The organism is Gracilimonas mengyeensis, assembly GCF_900182705.1.
In the GTDB taxonomy this organism is placed as follows: Bacteria; Bacteroidota; Rhodothermia; order Balneolales; family Balneolaceae; genus Gracilimonas; species Gracilimonas mengyeensis.
In genome coordinates this window covers 312,560-328,333 of sequence record NZ_FXTP01000001.1, presented here as the reverse complement: position 1 = coordinate 328,333, position 15,774 = coordinate 312,560, and the positions used below count along the sequence as shown (strand labels likewise).

General features: G+C 43.8%; 10 protein-coding genes. 5 read left to right on the top strand and 5 right to left on the bottom strand.

Annotated elements, in window-relative coordinates; genetic code table 11:
* Positions 1–7 precede the first annotated feature (7 nt).
* Positions 8–481, bottom strand: a complete 474-nt coding sequence (gene greA, locus FN815_RS01290) for a transcription elongation factor GreA (protein ID WP_142452781.1) — start codon at positions 479–481, stop codon at positions 8–10.
* Positions 482–856: 375 nt separating this feature from the next.
* Between greA and FN815_RS01285 the strand changes: the two genes are divergently transcribed.
* The 5 genes from FN815_RS01285 to thrC all read left to right on the top strand — a co-directional run bounded on the left by FN815_RS01285 (position 857) and on the right by thrC (position 9,990).
* Positions 857–2,644, top strand: coding sequence for an SLC13 family permease (locus tag FN815_RS01285; RefSeq protein WP_142452780.1), 1,788 nt, complete (start codon positions 857–859; stop codon positions 2,642–2,644).
* A 6-nt stretch (positions 2,645–2,650) separates the two neighbouring features.
* On the top strand, positions 2,651–4,384 hold the full coding sequence (locus FN815_RS01280; RefSeq protein WP_142452779.1) for a SulP family inorganic anion transporter: 1,734 nt from the start codon (positions 2,651–2,653) through the stop codon (positions 4,382–4,384).
* Positions 4,385–5,038: 654 nt separating this feature from the next.
* Positions 5,039–7,489: a bifunctional aspartate kinase/homoserine dehydrogenase I gene (thrA, locus tag FN815_RS01275; RefSeq protein ID WP_142452778.1), complete on the top strand. Its 2,451-nt coding sequence runs from the start codon at positions 5,039–5,041 to the stop codon at positions 7,487–7,489.
* A 276-nt stretch (positions 7,490–7,765) separates the two neighbouring features.
* Complete coding sequence (locus tag FN815_RS01270) at positions 7,766–8,698, top strand: homoserine kinase (RefSeq protein WP_142452777.1); 933 nt, start codon at positions 7,766–7,768, stop codon at positions 8,696–8,698.
* Between the two features lie 2 nt (positions 8,699–8,700).
* The gene (gene thrC, locus FN815_RS01265; RefSeq protein WP_142452776.1) at positions 8,701–9,990 is read left to right on the top strand and encodes a threonine synthase; all 1,290 of its coding nucleotides are present in this window, start codon (positions 8,701–8,703) and stop codon (positions 9,988–9,990) included.
* A gap of 480 nt (positions 9,991–10,470) precedes the next feature.
* Here the strand turns inward: thrC and FN815_RS01260 are convergent, their stop codons facing one another.
* The 4 genes from FN815_RS01260 to metH all read right to left on the bottom strand — a co-directional run bounded on the left by FN815_RS01260 (position 10,471) and on the right by metH (position 15,575).
* Positions 10,471–10,728, bottom strand: a complete 258-nt coding sequence (locus tag FN815_RS01260; RefSeq protein WP_142452775.1) for a DUF7218 family protein — start codon at positions 10,726–10,728, stop codon at positions 10,471–10,473.
* A gap of 311 nt (positions 10,729–11,039) precedes the next feature.
* The gene (locus FN815_RS01255; protein WP_185957130.1) at positions 11,040–11,471 is read right to left on the bottom strand and encodes a hypothetical protein; all 432 of its coding nucleotides are present in this window, start codon (positions 11,469–11,471) and stop codon (positions 11,040–11,042) included.
* Positions 11,472–11,922: 451 nt separating this feature from the next.
* Positions 11,923–12,879 (bottom strand): methylenetetrahydrofolate reductase [NAD(P)H], encoded by a 957-nt coding sequence (gene metF / locus FN815_RS01250; protein WP_142452774.1) that lies wholly within the window; start codon positions 12,877–12,879, stop codon positions 11,923–11,925.
* Positions 12,876–15,575, bottom strand: a complete 2,700-nt coding sequence (gene metH / locus FN815_RS01245) for a methionine synthase (RefSeq protein ID WP_142452773.1) — start codon at positions 15,573–15,575, stop codon at positions 12,876–12,878. The genes metF and metH overlap by 4 nt, the downstream gene beginning before the upstream one ends.
* Positions 15,576–15,774: the final 199 nt, after the last annotated feature.

Here is a 15,774-nt window from a genome sequence, read left to right as displayed (position 1 = left end):
TTTGAGATTAGATTTCGATGTTTTTCACTTCCAGTTCCAGCTTACCGGCGGGTACATCTACTTCTACGGTCTCGCCGATTTCTCTTCCCATAAGAGCTTTACCAATAGGAGAATCAACCGAAATCTTGCCTTCTTTGAAGTCCGCTTCATTAGCAGAAACAAGCGTGTATTTCATTTCCTTATCCATCTTTTTATTAAGGATAGTAACAGTCGTCAACACACGTACTTTGGAAAGATCCAGGTCTTTTTTGTCAAGAACGCGAGCATTAGCCAGAGCATCTTCCAATTTTGTAATGCGATCTTCAAGGTGACCCTGAGCCTCTTTGGCAGCATCATATTCCGCATTTTCACTTAAATCTCCTTTGGCCCGGGCTTCGGCTATGTCGTTGGCAATTTCTTTACGTCCCCGTGTCTTCAAATCTTTTAATTCAGCTTCCAGCTTGTCATAACCTTCCTGAGTCAAATATTGTACTTTACTCATAGTCGTTTCATTCTTTTTGTTGGTTTCTACATATAAAAAAAGCAACCTGCCAAAGGCAGATGGCTTTTTCAGTGCATTCTAAAATCTGCCTCTAAAATAAGAGCTTAAAGAGTGTTTTTCCATCTTTGATTTTTATTTCTGAGATGCACCTAAGCGGCATGATTCTAAGGTCTAAACATTTCATAAAATTGAGATAGATCCTTACTCTAAGAACTTGTTATGATATCTCTTCTGAATGCCTCTGAGATGTTTAATTTCCAAAGTGCAAAAAGATTGAACTTCTTTGCCCGTAAATCTATTAATACATTGAACGAAAGCCGTTCCTAACATTGTATTTAATTGTGAGACTTTAACATAAAGCGATTTTATTCATCTATGTTTGGAGTATCTCTGGAAATTTGGTTTGTATATGGACTTATCGTTTTGGCGGTATTTCTGTTCGTCAACAAACGTATTTCCTTTGACATTACCTCGCTCATTTTATTGGCCATTTTGGTGGTATCCGGCATCCTTACACCTCGTGAGGGCCTTTCGGGCTTCAGCAACCCGGCCACGGTCACTATTGCCTGTATGTTTATTCTCAGCGAGGGATTACGGCAAACCGGGGCACTGGACATTGTAGGTGATTATTTTTTCAAGCTCAGTAAGCTAAATTACCGCTTGGCTATGTTTATCATCATGCTGGTGATTGGGGTGATTTCAGCATTCATTAATAATACGGCCGCAGTAGCCATTTTCATCCCTGTACTTATTAGTTTATCCCGGGATCTGGGTGAAAGTGCGTCCAAGCTGCTCATGCCCATGTCTTTTGCCGCCATGTTTGGGGGCGTTTGTACACTTATTGGTACTTCTACCAACCTTTTGGTTGATTCTATCGCAACCGATAACAACCTGGCGGGCTTCACCATGTTTGAGTTTGCCCCTGTGGGACTCATCTTTTTTGTTGTAGGCTTTATTTACCTGTTTACGTTTGGTATTAATCTCATCCCTGAGAGAAGAAAAGACGAGTCGCTCACCGATACCTTCGAGATGCAAAGCTATCTCACCGACGTAATTTTGCAACCTCATTCCCCATTTGTTGATACGCCACTTAAAAATACCAAACTCATTCAGGATTTAGACCTTGATATCGTAGAGGTTTTTGATGAGGACGGTGAGTCGAAACCAGATCGCATGAATATCGAGTTGGAAGCCAATGATATACTACGCATCCGTGGAAGCGTTAAAGAGCTAAACAAGTTATTGAACCGGGAAGATGTGTTCATTAAACCTTCCAAACACTGGGAAGACCGGGATTTTGAAATCGGTAACGCACAACTGGTGGAGTCAGTGGTAGCCCCGGAATCTTCTATTGAGGGTAAACAACTAAAAGATCTCCAACTCTGGCAAAAATATGAGGCTTTGGTACTGGCTATTCGTCAACAAGGCGAACTTCAAAAAGACAACCTGCAAGACATACGACTTCAAAGCGGAACCTCTATTTTATTGTACGCCAAAAAGGAACGAGTAAATGATATTAAAACCGCTGAGGAATTTGTATTAGCTACCGAGATTGAACTCCCGGAACACGAATCCTCTAAAATTACCGTAGCGCTGGGTATCATTGCCGGTGTGGTAGGTTTTGCGGCCCTGGGCATCCTTCCCATTGTAGCAACGGCTATTTGCGGGGTGATATTGATGGTACTAACGGGCTGTTTAACCAACGAGGAAGCCTATCAGTCCATAAACTGGAAGGTCATTTTTCTGTTGGGAGGTGTACTTCCGCTTGGCATTGCCATGCAAAAAACCGGGGCTGCTCAGCTTATGGTTGATGTAGTTATCACCCAGTTTGCGTCATTAGGTCCAACGGCTGTACTCTCTGCTTTCTTTTTTATGTCGATGATGCTGACCAACCTGATCTCCAACCAAGCCACTGCGGCATTGTTGGCCCCCATTGCCATTGAGGCAGCCAGTTCGATTGATGTAAACGCAGCTCCCCTGCTGGTAGCTGTAACGATGGCAGCCTCCCTGAGTTTTATGACCCCGATCGGCTATCAAACCAATACCATGATATTTGGGCCCGGTCAATACAAGTTCACTGATTTCGTGAAAGTAGGTACGCCACTTAATCTTTTATTCTGGATTATTGGTACCTTTGCAATTCCATATTTTTGGCCATTCTAAATAGATATGCAGCATTTTCTGTTTAAATACTTTCCCATACTCAAAACTCTGAAAGAGTATAATCTCAGTAAACTTAAGGCCGATGCCATATCGGGTTCTACCGTAGGTGTGGTGCTGATTCCTCAAGGTATGGCTTATGCGGTCATTGCCGGCCTGCCGCCCATTTATGGCCTTTATGCCGGTTTGGTGCCTTTGCTGATCTATCCATTACTGGGAACTTCCCGCCACATCTCCATCGGTCCGGTAGCCATTGATATGCTGATTTTGGCCGCCGCTCTTGGTTTCCTTGCCGGGAATGATCCTGCTGAAAAGGTGACTCTCGCCGTAATGATTGCCGCTATGACCGGGACGTTCCAGGTGGTAATGGGTTTTATGAAACTGGGTGTCGTTTTCAATCTGTTTTCACGTCCGGTTATTTCCGGTTTTACCATAGCGGCCCCCATCATCATTATAGCGAGTCAGCTTGGAACGTTACTTAAAATTGACATCCCCAATTCCCAATTTATTCATGAAATAGCCTACCATGTTTTCCAACAGATAGGCAACATACACTGGCCATCATTTGGGCTGTCGGTTTTCTTTATTCTATTCTTGGTATTGATGCGTCGTTATTATTCCAAGTTGCCGGAATCCGTCATTCTTGTGGCTGCTACAATTTTGGTGGTATCTTTTATCAGCGTATCGCAGTGGGGCATACAACAAGTTGGGGCTATCCCTGTTGGGCTTCCTGAATTTGACCTTCCCCCTTTTGATACAGATATGATTAGAGAATTGGCGCCCAACGCGTTCACGCTATCACTTATACAATTCATGACCATAGCTTCGCTGTCAAAATCCTTTGCGCGAAAGCACAGCTACACGGTAAATCCAAATCAGGAATTAGTCGCCATTGGAGCCAGTAATATCATGGGAAGCCTGTTTCAATCCTTACCGGTTTCCTCCAGTTTCACGCGTTCGGCCATTGCTGAACAAGGCGGAGCTGAAACTTCACTCAACAATGTGTTTGCTGCCATACTCATTCTCTTCACACTACTGTTTCTCACTCCTCTTTTCGAGATTCTCCCCGAGCCTTTGTTAGGGGCTATAATTGTAGTGTCCGTAAGCAGTCTGGTTGATATTAAAGAGCTGCGTTTTCTGATCAACACTAAGCGCAGGGATGCCATGGTGGCTTTTATCACTTTTGTAAGTGTATTGACGATTGGGATTCAGGAAGGCATAATAATCGGGCTGGTGTCATCGGTGATTGCGCTGCTGCTTAAGATGAGCAAACCAACGGTTGCCGAATTAGGCTTACTACCCGGCACCCGTGATTTCAAAAACAGAGAGCGATTTTCAGAAGCCCAGCCTATTCCAGGTGTGTTAATATTACGGGTTGATGCGGCCTTCTCTTTTATGAATGCTGAGTTCTTTAAAAATTACATTCTCGAGAAAAGCATGACTGACGAGGATGCCCCAAAATACGTAATCATCGATGGCACCACCATTGGCGACCTCGATGTGTCCGCAATGGATTCTCTTCTAATGATCATCGAAACCCTCAATAAAGAAGGCATTGAACTGTATATCTCCGGATTGATAGGCCCTGTTCGCGATGTACTGCGCAAATCAGACATTAGCACTTTTGTTAAGTCTAACCGGTTTTTTAATACCGTACATGACGGCGTACGTGCCGCTCTCAAAAAGCAAGACGAGCAAGACCAAGGCTCCCGCCTGAAAGAATACATGGAAATTTGCGCATAGGAAGGTTTATGATTAAAGATTCAAGATTAAAAATTGAAGATTACGTTAGAGAAGACTAGTGTCCCATTACTTGGGTTGGCAATACTCGTCTCAGAATATATATAGGCGTTTCCTTCCTTGGCGCCCTTGGGCGTTAGGGAAGGAACAAGGATGGGTTCTGTTACCAAGGGCTGAATTTTTTACAATCCCAAATAAAAGTATAGCATTTCAACTTGAAGAAAATTTTCTGAGTAATAATATCCGAGCTGCAATACTGGATAAAACTAATTTTTAATCTTCAATCTTTAATTTTGAATTTCATCCCTTTACCCAAAAAAGTATTTCCTTTTCGGAGCTCTTGAACACTTGCAAATACATAGAAGCGCTACCAATTTCACCATACCCTTTGTGAAACAAGCACTTATCTATTTTTTTAATAAAAGGGTTTACTTTAGTTGCTGAATGGAATACACTTAAGGCAATGAAATTACTTATTTCACATAGCATTCCTAACCAAACAATCCGCTTTCGGACAGCCCTTGCTATGATTACATCTATTTCTACAACGACCATTATTATTACAACCCCTTAGGGGGTTCTTATCTACATATCGCCAACCGGGCATTTTGCCATTCTTTCGCAGCTTTAAGTCGTTAACTTCATTACAAAAAGATTATGCTTGTTTTAAAATTCGGTGGTAGTTCTGTAGCCACCTCAGAAAACCTTAAAAAAGTACAGCAAATTGTTAAAGATCAATCCCAAAATAACACGGTTTCCGTGGTGGTGTCAGCGCTTGGCGGTATTACCAACCAGCTTCAGGAATGTGCAACCCAGGCAGCAAAAGGTGATGAAGGATATAAAGATAAACTGGTAGAAGTTGAAAAACGGCACCTGGCATTATGCAACGATTTGCTGTCGGTACAAAAGCGTAGTGAAACGCTCACGCGTACAAAGCTACTATTAAATGACCTCGAAGACATTTGCCGGGGCGTTTATCTCATTCAGGAACTTTCCAGCCGCTCTTTAGACCATATTCTGAGTTATGGTGAGATACTATCAGCCGGCATCATTGCTGATTTCTTCAAATCAAGCGGTCTCGATGCTAAGTTTTTAGACTCCAGAGAGCTAATCAAAACCAATAGTCGTTTTGGTAAAGCTTCGGTAGACTTTTCCATATCCTATTCTAAAATTCGCGACCAGCTAAGCAAACCCAGTCAGGTTTCAGTATTCCCAGGCTTTGTGGCCTCATCAAAAGAAGATGGATCGGTTACTACTTTGGGCAGAGGCGGCTCGGATTATACTGCTGCTTTGATTGCTGCGGCCGTTCAGGCGGATGAACTTCAGATATGGACCGATGTAAGCGGCATGATGACCTCCGATCCCCGAATGGTAAATAATGCCCATCCTATTGAGCATCTCTCCTACGAAGAGGCCATGGAGCTTTCGCACTTTGGTGCTAAAGTCATTTATCCCCCCACCATCCAGCCCGTATTGGATGCAGACATTCCCGTTCATATCAAAAATACGTTCGAACCGGATGAAAACGGGACATTGATTTCACGCGAAGGCCCGGAAGAAGGCGAGGTGGTGAAAGGAACTTCCAGCATTGAGGAAATTGCCCTCTGCACCCTGACGGGTAGTGGAATGATTGCCGTTCCGAATATCTCCTCTCGCTTGTTTGGATCACTTAGCCGGCAACATGTAAATGTGATTATGATAACCCAGGCTTCTTCCGAGCACTCTATTACCGTGGGGATTTCCCTGGAAGATGTAGACAGAGCCAAAAAAGCCATCTCAGAAGAATTTGCCTATGAAATTGAGAATCACAAAATTAATCCGCTGGATGTAGAAACCGGTCTTTCTATTATAGCACTGGTCGGTTCCCGAATGAAGAAACAGGTTGGAGTAAGTGCCAAGCTCTTCGATACGCTCAGTCACAACGGTGTAAACGTTAGAGCAATTGCTCAGGGTTCTACCGAGTTGAATATCTCCGTAGTTATCAACAAAAAAGATCTAAAGAAATCACTAAACAGTATTCATGAGGCGTTCTTCCTCTCCGATCGCAAAAAACTGAACTTGTTTATGATTGGCGTTGGAAATGTAGGTAAAGTGTTTATCGATCAGGTAAAAGCTCAGCAGGAATATCTCTCTGAAAAACATCACCTGGATGTATTTATAGCCGGATTGGCCAATTCACGTCAAATGTATTTTGATGAAGAAGGCATTGACCTGGATAACTGGCAAGCTTTGATGGAAGAGAAAAGTGAGAAGATGGATCACCAGGTGTTCTTGCAAAATATGCAAGAGCTGAACCTGCGCAATACAGTTTTCATTGATTCTACCGCCTCAGAGGATGTGGCAAAATTGTACCAGGATGTACTGGAAAGCAGTATCTCAATAGTCACTCCCAATAAAATTGCCTGTTCTTCCGATTACAAAACCTTCAAGAAACTCACCGATTCGGCACTGAAGTACAAGTCTAAATTCTTGTATGAGACGAATGTTGGTGCCGGGCTTCCTGTGATCTCTACCTTGAATGATCTCATTAAAAGCGGCGATCAGGTACACAAGATTCAGGCTGTGCTTTCAGGAACACTGAATTTCATCTTCAACAATTATGATGGTACCAAGAAATTCAGCGAAGTGGTAAAAGACGCGAAGGCGGCCGGCTTCACCGAACCTGACCCCCGACTGGATCTGAGCGGTAAAGACGTGATGCGTAAAATCCTGATTTTAGCTCGTGTAAGTGGCTTTGAAATGGAACTGAATGACATCACCAACAACAGCTTTGTGCCGGATGAGTGTATGAACACAGACACTCTTGAAGAGTTTTACGACAAGCTGGATGAAAACGAAGAAGTATTCCAAAAGCTATACAAAGAAGCCGCAGATCAAGGCAAACGCCTGAAATATGTAGCCACCTATGAAGACGGTGAGTCCGAAACCGGACTGGAAGCTTTTGCCTCCGACCATCCGTTCTTTAATCTCGGCGGTAAAGATAACATCGTGCTGTTTTATACCAATCGCTACAGTGAACAACCGCTGGTAGTTAAAGGCGCGGGTGCCGGAGCAGCAGTGACTGCTTCTGGTATCTTTGCGGATGTAATGAAGATTGCCTCTGCTTAGTCCGACTTAGTCGGCCCCTTTGGTTCCCACGCAGAGCGTAGGAACCAGGGGGTCTTATAGTAGAGGGATTTATACAAGTTAATATCGGTCATTCGATCTTTCGGTCTATCGATTATTCGTCAATCTTTTTAATACAAAGATGATTTCAGCAGTGCATAAACCTTTGTTACTTAGTAAAACAAATTCAACTGTATGGAGTCAGTGAAAAACAATGTTATGCTTTCGTATTTTTGCGGCCTATTTTACCACTACAATTATCTAATGAACAACATCTAAATGGAATCAATTAAAGTATTTGCCCCGGCTACGGTAGCCAACGTAGCTTGCGGTTACGATGTATTGGGCTTTGCGCTGGAAGGCATCGGGGATGAACTCATCATCACCAAAACCGAGTCGCCCGGACTTACCATTACTGACATCCATGGCAGCAATCATCTTTCCAAAAAACCGGAAGAAAACGTAATAACTGTGGCAGCGCAGGCTTTGATTGATTCCCTGACTAAAAAGCCAGACTTCGGATTGCAATTCGAACTCACCAAAAAAGTACAACCCGGCAGTGGCCTGGGCTCCAGTGCCTCCAGTTCTGCTGCAGCTGTTTTTGGGGTGAACCAAATCCTTGGAGAACCTTTTAGTACTACAGAACTGGTACGGTTTGCCATGGAAGGTGAAAAGCTAGCCTCGGGCGTACCTCATGCCGATAATGTAGCCCCTTCCCTGCTGGGCGGTTTTGTGCTTATTCGCAGCTATAATCCTTTAGATGTAATTCCTCTCCAATTTCCCGATGAGCTATGTGCTACGGTCGTACATCCCCAGATTGAGGTAAAAACTTCGGATGCTAAAAAAATGCTGCGACAGCAAATTGAGCTTCGTGATGCGATCGTGCAATGGGGCAACGTGGCCGGACTGGTAAGCGGTCTTGCCCAAGGCGACTACGGCCTGATTGGACGCTCTTTACAGGATGTAATCGCTGAACCTATTCGCGGCATCCTTATCCCTGGTTTTGCCGAAGCCAAGCAAAAATCAAAAGAAGCAGGGGCACTTGGTGCCAGTATCTCCGGTTCAGGTCCCTCAATTTTTGCCCTCAGCCAAGGCATGAAAAATGCTCAGCAAGTGGCCGAAGCTTTTCGAAAGCTCTTTGAAGATATCGGGCTGGAAAGCTACGTACATGTATCCCCCATCAACGCAAAAGGAACGCAGATAATTAAGTAACAATGAAGTATTACAGCACCAAGGGACAAGCACCCGAAGCCTCTTTTCAAGAAGCCGTTTTTAAAGGTTTGCCGGAAGATAACGGACTTTACATGCCGGAAACCATCTCTCATTTTCCTTCTTCTTTTTTTGATGAACTGGATGAATTAAGTCTGCCTGAGATAGGCTTTCGGGTGATGCGGGAATTTGTTGACGGAGAAATTCCAGACGAAGAGCTATCCAGATTAATGGAAGAAACCCTGAGTTTTGATATCCCACTGGAAAAGGTAAGGGATGAATTATATGCCCTGGAACTGTTTCATGGACCCACTTTTGCATTTAAAGATGTGGGGGCACGTTTTTTGGCCAGAACTCTGAGTTACTTCAGTCAGCAAAGCGATGAAAAACTGACCGTTCTCGTAGCTACCTCCGGCGATACGGGCAGTGCCGTAGCCCAGGGATTTTATGATGTACCCAATATTGAAGTAGTCATCCTCTACCCTTCGGGTAAAATCAGCAAGTTCCAGGAGCAGCAAATGACAACCCTCGGCAAAAACATCACTGCCCTGGAGGTAGATGGAGTTTTTGATGATTGTCAGCGCCTGGTAAAACAGGCGTTTTTGGATAATGAATTAAATAAGCGGATTAAACTGACCTCTGCCAATTCCATCAACATTGCGCGGATGTTGCCCCAAAGTATCTACTACTTTCACGGGTGGGCCCAGCTTCACCCCGAAGAACGAAAGGATGTAGTTGTATCGGTGCCCAGTGGAAATTATGGCAATCTCACCGGCGGACTTATTGCCCAGAAAATGGGCTTACCCTTAAAGCATTTCCTGGCATGCTCAAACGTAAACGATACCGTTCCTAAATACCTGGAAACGGCTGAGTACAATGCAAAAGCCAGTGTACCCACTATTTCCAATGCTATGGACGTGGGCGATCCCAGTAATTTTGTAAGAATGCTTGATCTGTACTCCGGTTCTCATCAAAGAATGAAAGAAAATATCACCGGCTATTCCTATACGGATAAGCAGACCCGTGCTGCCATTGAAAAAGTGTACGACGAAACCGGCTACGTGCTGGATCCTCATGGAGCTGTGGGATATTTAGGATTGGAAGCCTACCTTAAAGAGCAAGCTGGTACCGGAATCTTCCTTGAGACAGCACATCCTTACAAATTCAGGGAAACTGTTGAAGAAGAAATTGAGAAGTCCTTAGACCCCGTTTTGGAGTTTGATAGCAAAGAGAAGAAGTCGATTGCTTTTGAAAATGATTTTGTGGCTTTTAAGGAGTATTTGTTGGAAAGATAATTGAGTGACTAGTTTAGTTACTCAATCAACAGCTCAAAATTTTTCGAGCTGTTGTTTCTAAAAGTGAAAAGGGAAATGTGAAAAGAGGTCTGTTGCTGTAAATAACCTTGTTTATCGGTCGGACGGCCCCGAGAATTCGGGGCAGGATTTTGGGTATGGAGAGGAAATTCAGCCATCAGACCGCGAGATCTTTTAAAACCACTTCGAAATCCATCTGACCGATTGGCCGGTCTGATGGATGGCGAAGGACATAGCTATCTAAATACATCGCCCCACTTAATCCTATGCTATTTTTAACCGCGTTCCAGCGGAACGCTTGGTGGGTAGATTTAAGGAAACCGAAAAAAGTAAAATTTTCGCCCTGATGCTGCGAAAGCTACTTCTGTAAACCGAAAATTGGGCAATGAACAGTCTATTGGCTCATCTATTAAATCCCAAAATCAACAAATTCATCCCAATAAACACCGGTGATATAAATAGTTAATCCCCGGAACGTAGTGCTTCAATTAATTCATCTTTGCTCATATCAGAACGGCCATCAATGCCAACCTCTTTAGCTTTATCATAGAGTTCCTCTTTAGTCCATTCCTCATATTTCGGGTGCTTCCCTCCCTTCTTGGAAGCTTCTTCACCAGAGTTGGCAATACGGGCAGCTTTCTCTTTGCTCATTCCCTGGTCACGAAGTTCTTCATATTGCTCTTCATTTTTTATGCGGTCTGAGTTGTTTGAGTCTGGCATAGCTGAATAATTAACGGATTTGAGCATCGTATTACATTTATCAACAGATATAACCAATTCTGGCCGATTAACAGTCCGATCTATTCAATTGAAAAAGCCCCTTTGGGTAATGTTCCTTTATATAATTGATGACATAATCTTGGAAATCTCCTAAATCCTCAAAATCCTGGTTCAAAACTCTTACCCATAAAAAAAGCCCCTCTTGTAGTAAGAGGGGCTTTATAAATTTTTTTCTTTTACATGGAGGCAGAGCCTCCGATATGCGTTACACAGCGGAGCTACGTAACGAGGTTAAGTGATTTAATATTGAGTTAATCCCAAGTGAGATCATCTGCTTCAATATCGCCACTAAGTTGATCTGCAGTCTCAGTACATCCAGTACCAGGAGTATATCCATCACAACTAGAAGGATGTGCTGTTATTGGCATCTCTGTACTTGTTCCTGTTCCAAAAATATAGGTGCCATTTGCATTTACAGCAGTTAATCCACTGTTTATAACTGAATCAGCAGCAAAAGCAATGTCATTAAAAGTCATATTAGTGAAATCTTGTCCACCACCACCAAGCATTTCTGGTTTCATATAATAACCCTGAGCCGAAGCAGCTATAGAAGCTACATCCTGTCTCACAGCATCCAGATTAGCAGAATCGGCGGCAGAACCGAAGGTGTTGATTGCCACAACCGTCGCGATACCTACGATGATTGTTACTAAAATAACGAGTAGTAATTGTTGTTGACCCATGATGATCTCCTAAGTGTTAGGTTTTGTTAGTTGTTAAACTTGTGTTATAAGTTCATTTCGGCGATAAATTTAGCAATATGCTCACCAAAATGAATTAGATTTTTAAAATTTTAGCCTTGTCCATTCACAAGAGTAAGGATTGTTGCACTTGTTACAAAATAAATTGCCTTTTTTTTGAAATATCAGATGACTTAAGCATTAAGTCAAAATACTAAACCCTTTGGTATCCAATCGTTTAAGCCAATTGCTCATTCTATTTTTTCTTTACTCGCTAACCTTGTTGAAGAGTATAAACGATGTAGGGAATTGGTGTATGTTTCTTTTCTACCGCCCAATATTAAAAATTTTTAATATTTCAGCAAACTATTTTTTATCCTCCGCTAACTTAATAATTAACATTAGATTACAATATTATTTCAGAATCCTATCAAAAGATCATAAAAAGAGATTACTAGAAAAGCTCTTTGGCAATAGCATATACCGAATCAGATTTACCCATCGAATAAAAATGAAGGGTTGGCACCCCAAATTCCATCAGCTCCTTGGATTGTGCAATAGCCCATTCAATTCCAACCTGTCGCACCTCTTCCCTGCTACTGCATTTTTCCACTTCACTGGTTAGCTCAACAGGTAAATCTACGTGGAATATTTGTGGTAAGATTGTAAGCTGTTTTTTGGATGTAATAGGTTTTAGGCCCGGTATAATGGGAGCATCAATGCCCAAGGCCCTGCATTTTTTCACAAAATCAAAATAATGCTGATTATCAAAAAACATTTGAGTAACCACGTAGCACCCACCTTTATCAACTTTTTGCTTCAGATATTTCAGGTCGGTTTCCATGTTGGGTGCGGCAAAGTGTTTTTCAGGATATCCGGCTACGCCAATACAAAAATCTGAGGGCTGGGCATTTTCGAGGTCTTCATCCAGGTATACACCATTGTTCAAGTCCACCACTTGTTCAATTAAATCAGAAGCATACTCATGGCCACCTGGCTCTGGGACAAATTCTCTTTCAGGCTTACGGGTATCGCCCTGAATAAGCAGCACATTATCTATCCCCAAAAAATTGAGATCAATGAGCGCATTTTCCGTTTCTTCACGGGTAAAACCTCCACATATAATGTGTGGTACGGCATCCACTTCATACCGATTTTGAATAGCCGCACAAATGCCCACGGTACCGGGACGCTTACGCACTGTTTTGCGCTCCAGCAAGCCGTTCTCCCGCTTCTTATATACAAACTCCTCGCGGTGATAAGTCACATCCACAAAAGGCGGATTGAACTCCATCAGCGGGTCCATATGCTCAAACAGGGATTGAATGTTTTGGCCTTTTAGAGGCGGCAATACCTCAAAAGAAAACAAGGTGTTGCCGTTTGCTTTTTTTATGTGTTCGTTAACTTTCATTGTGAATTGGGATCGTAGTCTAAATTAGAAGAAAGCCATTTCTCAACTTTCTCTTTAGCAGATGATTTTCGTTGTGCGTAGTCGGTGATTTGATCTTCGCCGAGGTTACCCACCCGGAAATAGCGCGACTGAGGATGCGAGAAGTAAATCCCACTCACCGAAGAAGCAGGATACATCGCAAAGGATTCCGTGAGCTCAATACTGGCATTTTTCTCCACATCCAATAAATCAAACAAAATGCGTTTTTCGGTGTGATCAGGACAAGCAGGATACCCCGGGGCCGGACGAATACCCGAATAATCTTCGGCAATCAACTCTTCATTGCTAAAACTTTCTTCCTTAGAATAGCCCCAAAATTCCTTGCGAACCCGCTCGTGCATGCGCTCGGCGAAAGCCTCAGCCAGTCGATCAGCTACAGCCTTAACCAGAATTACATTATAGTCATCGTGTTTTTCTTCGTAATGTTTGATGAGCTTTTCAATACCTAACCCGGCAGTAACTGCAAAAAAACCAATGTAATCGGTAATTCCGGTTTGTTTTGGGGCAATGTAATCCGCTAAACAGGAATTTGGTTGTCCCCTGCGCTTTTTGGTTTGCTGCCGCAGAAAATGAAAACGAGTTAATTCTTTATCCGTACTTTCATCTTCGTATAGTATCACATCATCGCCGTAACGTTTTGCGGGATACAAACCTATCACTCCTTTGGCTTTTAGTAAGTCTTTCGCTACAATTTCATCCAGCAGAGCATTGGCATCGGCGTAAAGCGATTGAGCCTGCTCTCCTACTTCCTCATCATCCAGGATATCAGGGAACTTCCCGGTAAGCATCCATGTGCGGAAAAAAGGTGACCAGTCGATGTAATTCCGAAGTTCAGATATTGGGTAATCTTCAAAAACTTTTGTCCCTATAACCGAAGGTTTGGGAGGTTCGTATCCTTCCCAATCAATCTCCGTTTGGTTGGCCCTGGCCTCTTCAATGGTCAACAGCTTTTTCTTCGTCTGCCGGCCTTCATGCTGCTCGCGGAGCTCCGAATACTCTTTCTTAATTTCCTGCTTCACCTGTTCTTTTTTCTTCGGGTTGATGACATCCCCGGCCATAGATACCGCACGGGAAGCATCCAGCACATGCACTACGGATGAGTCGTACTCAGGATCAATCTTCACGGCCGTATGCAAGCGAGAGGTGGTTGCCCCGCCAATCATGAGTGGCAAATCCATATTCCGCTTTTTCATCTCTCGGGCCACATGAATCATCTCATCCAGCGAGGGCGTAATCAATCCGCTTAACCCTATGGCATCTACCTTGTGCTTCTCGGCTTCGTCCAGGATTTTATCGGCCGGCACCATCACCCCAAGATCAACCACATTGTAATTGTTACAGGCCAGAACCACGCTCACTATGTTTTTACCAATGTCATGCACGTCGCCTTTTACAGTGGCAAGCAATACTTTCGGCTGCTCACTGGTATCCTGATTTTGTGCTTTTTCTTCTTCCAAATACGGGGTGAGATAGGCCACAGCCTGTTTCATCACGCGAGCACTTTTCACCACCTGGGGTAAAAACATTTTTCCAGCTCCAAACAGATCGCCCACTACGTTCATACCGTCCATCAGCGGACCTTCAATTACCTCCAGCGGACTGCCATATTTCACGCGCGCTTCTTCCGCATCTTCTTCAATATGCTCGTTGATGCCTTTAACCAGTGAGTGACTAATGCGTTCTTCTACCGATTTCTTCCGCCATTCGTCGTCGGCTTTTTTCTTGATGGATGAGCCTTCATTTTTGTACTCCTCGGCAATTTCCATGAGGCGCTCCGTAGCATCCTCGCGTCGGTCAAAAAGCACATCCTCTACCCTCTCCAACAGGTCTTCGGGGATGTCATCGTACACTTCCAGCTGCGTAGGATTTACAATGCCCATATCCATACCGTGTTGTATCCCGTGATAGAGAAAGGCGGAGTGAATGGCCTCACGCACGCGATTATTCCCCCTAAATGAGAAGGAAACATTGCTAACACCTCCGATCACATGCGCACCCGGTAAGTTTCCCCGAATCCATTTGGCCGCCTCAAAATAGTCGATGGCATTTCGGCGATGTTCGTCCATACCAGTAGCCACCGGGAAAATATTTGGATCCAGAATGATATCGGAAGGGTGAAAACCGGCTTCTTCTGTCAATAGCTTGTAGGCTCGGCCACAAATTTCCTTTCGGCGGGGCAAAGTATCGGCCTGACCATCTTCATCAAAAGCCATGGCAATTACGGCCGCGCCAAAGCGTCGTATGATTTTAGCTCGTCGCAAGAACTCTTCCTCCCCATCTTTCAGGCTGATGGAATTCACCACGCCTTTGCCCTGCATGCATTTGAGTCCGGCCAGAATCACCTCCCACTTGGAGGAATCTACCATAATGGGAATCTTGGCTATATCCGGTTCAGAGGCCATCAGGTTGAGAAAATTGGTCATCTCGGCAGCACTATCCAGCATGCCTTCGTCCATATTCACATCAATGATCTGGGCCCCGCCTTCCACCTGATCTAAGGCGATCTTTAAGGCTTGATCGTAATCTTTTTCTTTGATGCAATTCAGGAACTTACGGGAACCGGTAACGTTGGTCCGCTCCCCCACATTCACGAAGTTGGAATCTTCGGTAATGATGAGAGGTTCAAGGCCGCTGAGTGTAAGAGGTAGTGACTTCATAGTTATTTAACCGCTAAGGCGTTAAGAGCGCGAAGGTTGCTTGTATTCCAGTTCTTGGTCCAAGCGGGACGCTTGAACCAGGTAGAAAAATTAAGTACTGAGTCTACCCCTACCGCAAGCGTCTCGCTTGTGGTTTGAAGGCTCCAAGACCGTCTGATCAGTTTTTTAGAGGTCTGCCCTATGCATCCATCAGACGGCT

Coding starts and splice junctions, on each gene's coding strand:
- metF (WP_142452774.1), bottom strand. CDS start 12,879: ATGAAAGTTAACGAACACATAAAAAAAGCAAACGGCAACACCTTGTTT.
- FN815_RS01280 (WP_142452779.1), top strand. CDS start 2,651: ATGCAGCATTTTCTGTTTAAATACTTTCCCATACTCAAAACTCTGAAA.
- FN815_RS01255 (WP_185957130.1), bottom strand. CDS start 11,471: ATGGGTCAACAACAATTACTACTCGTTATTTTAGTAACAATCATCGTA.
- greA (WP_142452781.1), bottom strand. CDS start 481: ATGAGTAAAGTACAATATTTGACTCAGGAAGGTTATGACAAGCTGGAA.
- FN815_RS01260 (WP_142452775.1), bottom strand. CDS start 10,728: ATGCCAGACTCAAACAACTCAGACCGCATAAAAAATGAAGAGCAATAT.
- FN815_RS01270 (WP_142452777.1), top strand. CDS start 7,766: ATGGAATCAATTAAAGTATTTGCCCCGGCTACGGTAGCCAACGTAGCT.
- thrC (WP_142452776.1), top strand. CDS start 8,701: ATGAAGTATTACAGCACCAAGGGACAAGCACCCGAAGCCTCTTTTCAA.
- metH (WP_142452773.1), bottom strand. CDS start 15,575: ATGAAGTCACTACCTCTTACACTCAGCGGCCTTGAACCTCTCATCATT.
- thrA (WP_142452778.1), top strand. CDS start 5,039: ATGCTTGTTTTAAAATTCGGTGGTAGTTCTGTAGCCACCTCAGAAAAC.
- FN815_RS01285 (WP_142452780.1), top strand. CDS start 857: ATGTTTGGAGTATCTCTGGAAATTTGGTTTGTATATGGACTTATCGTT.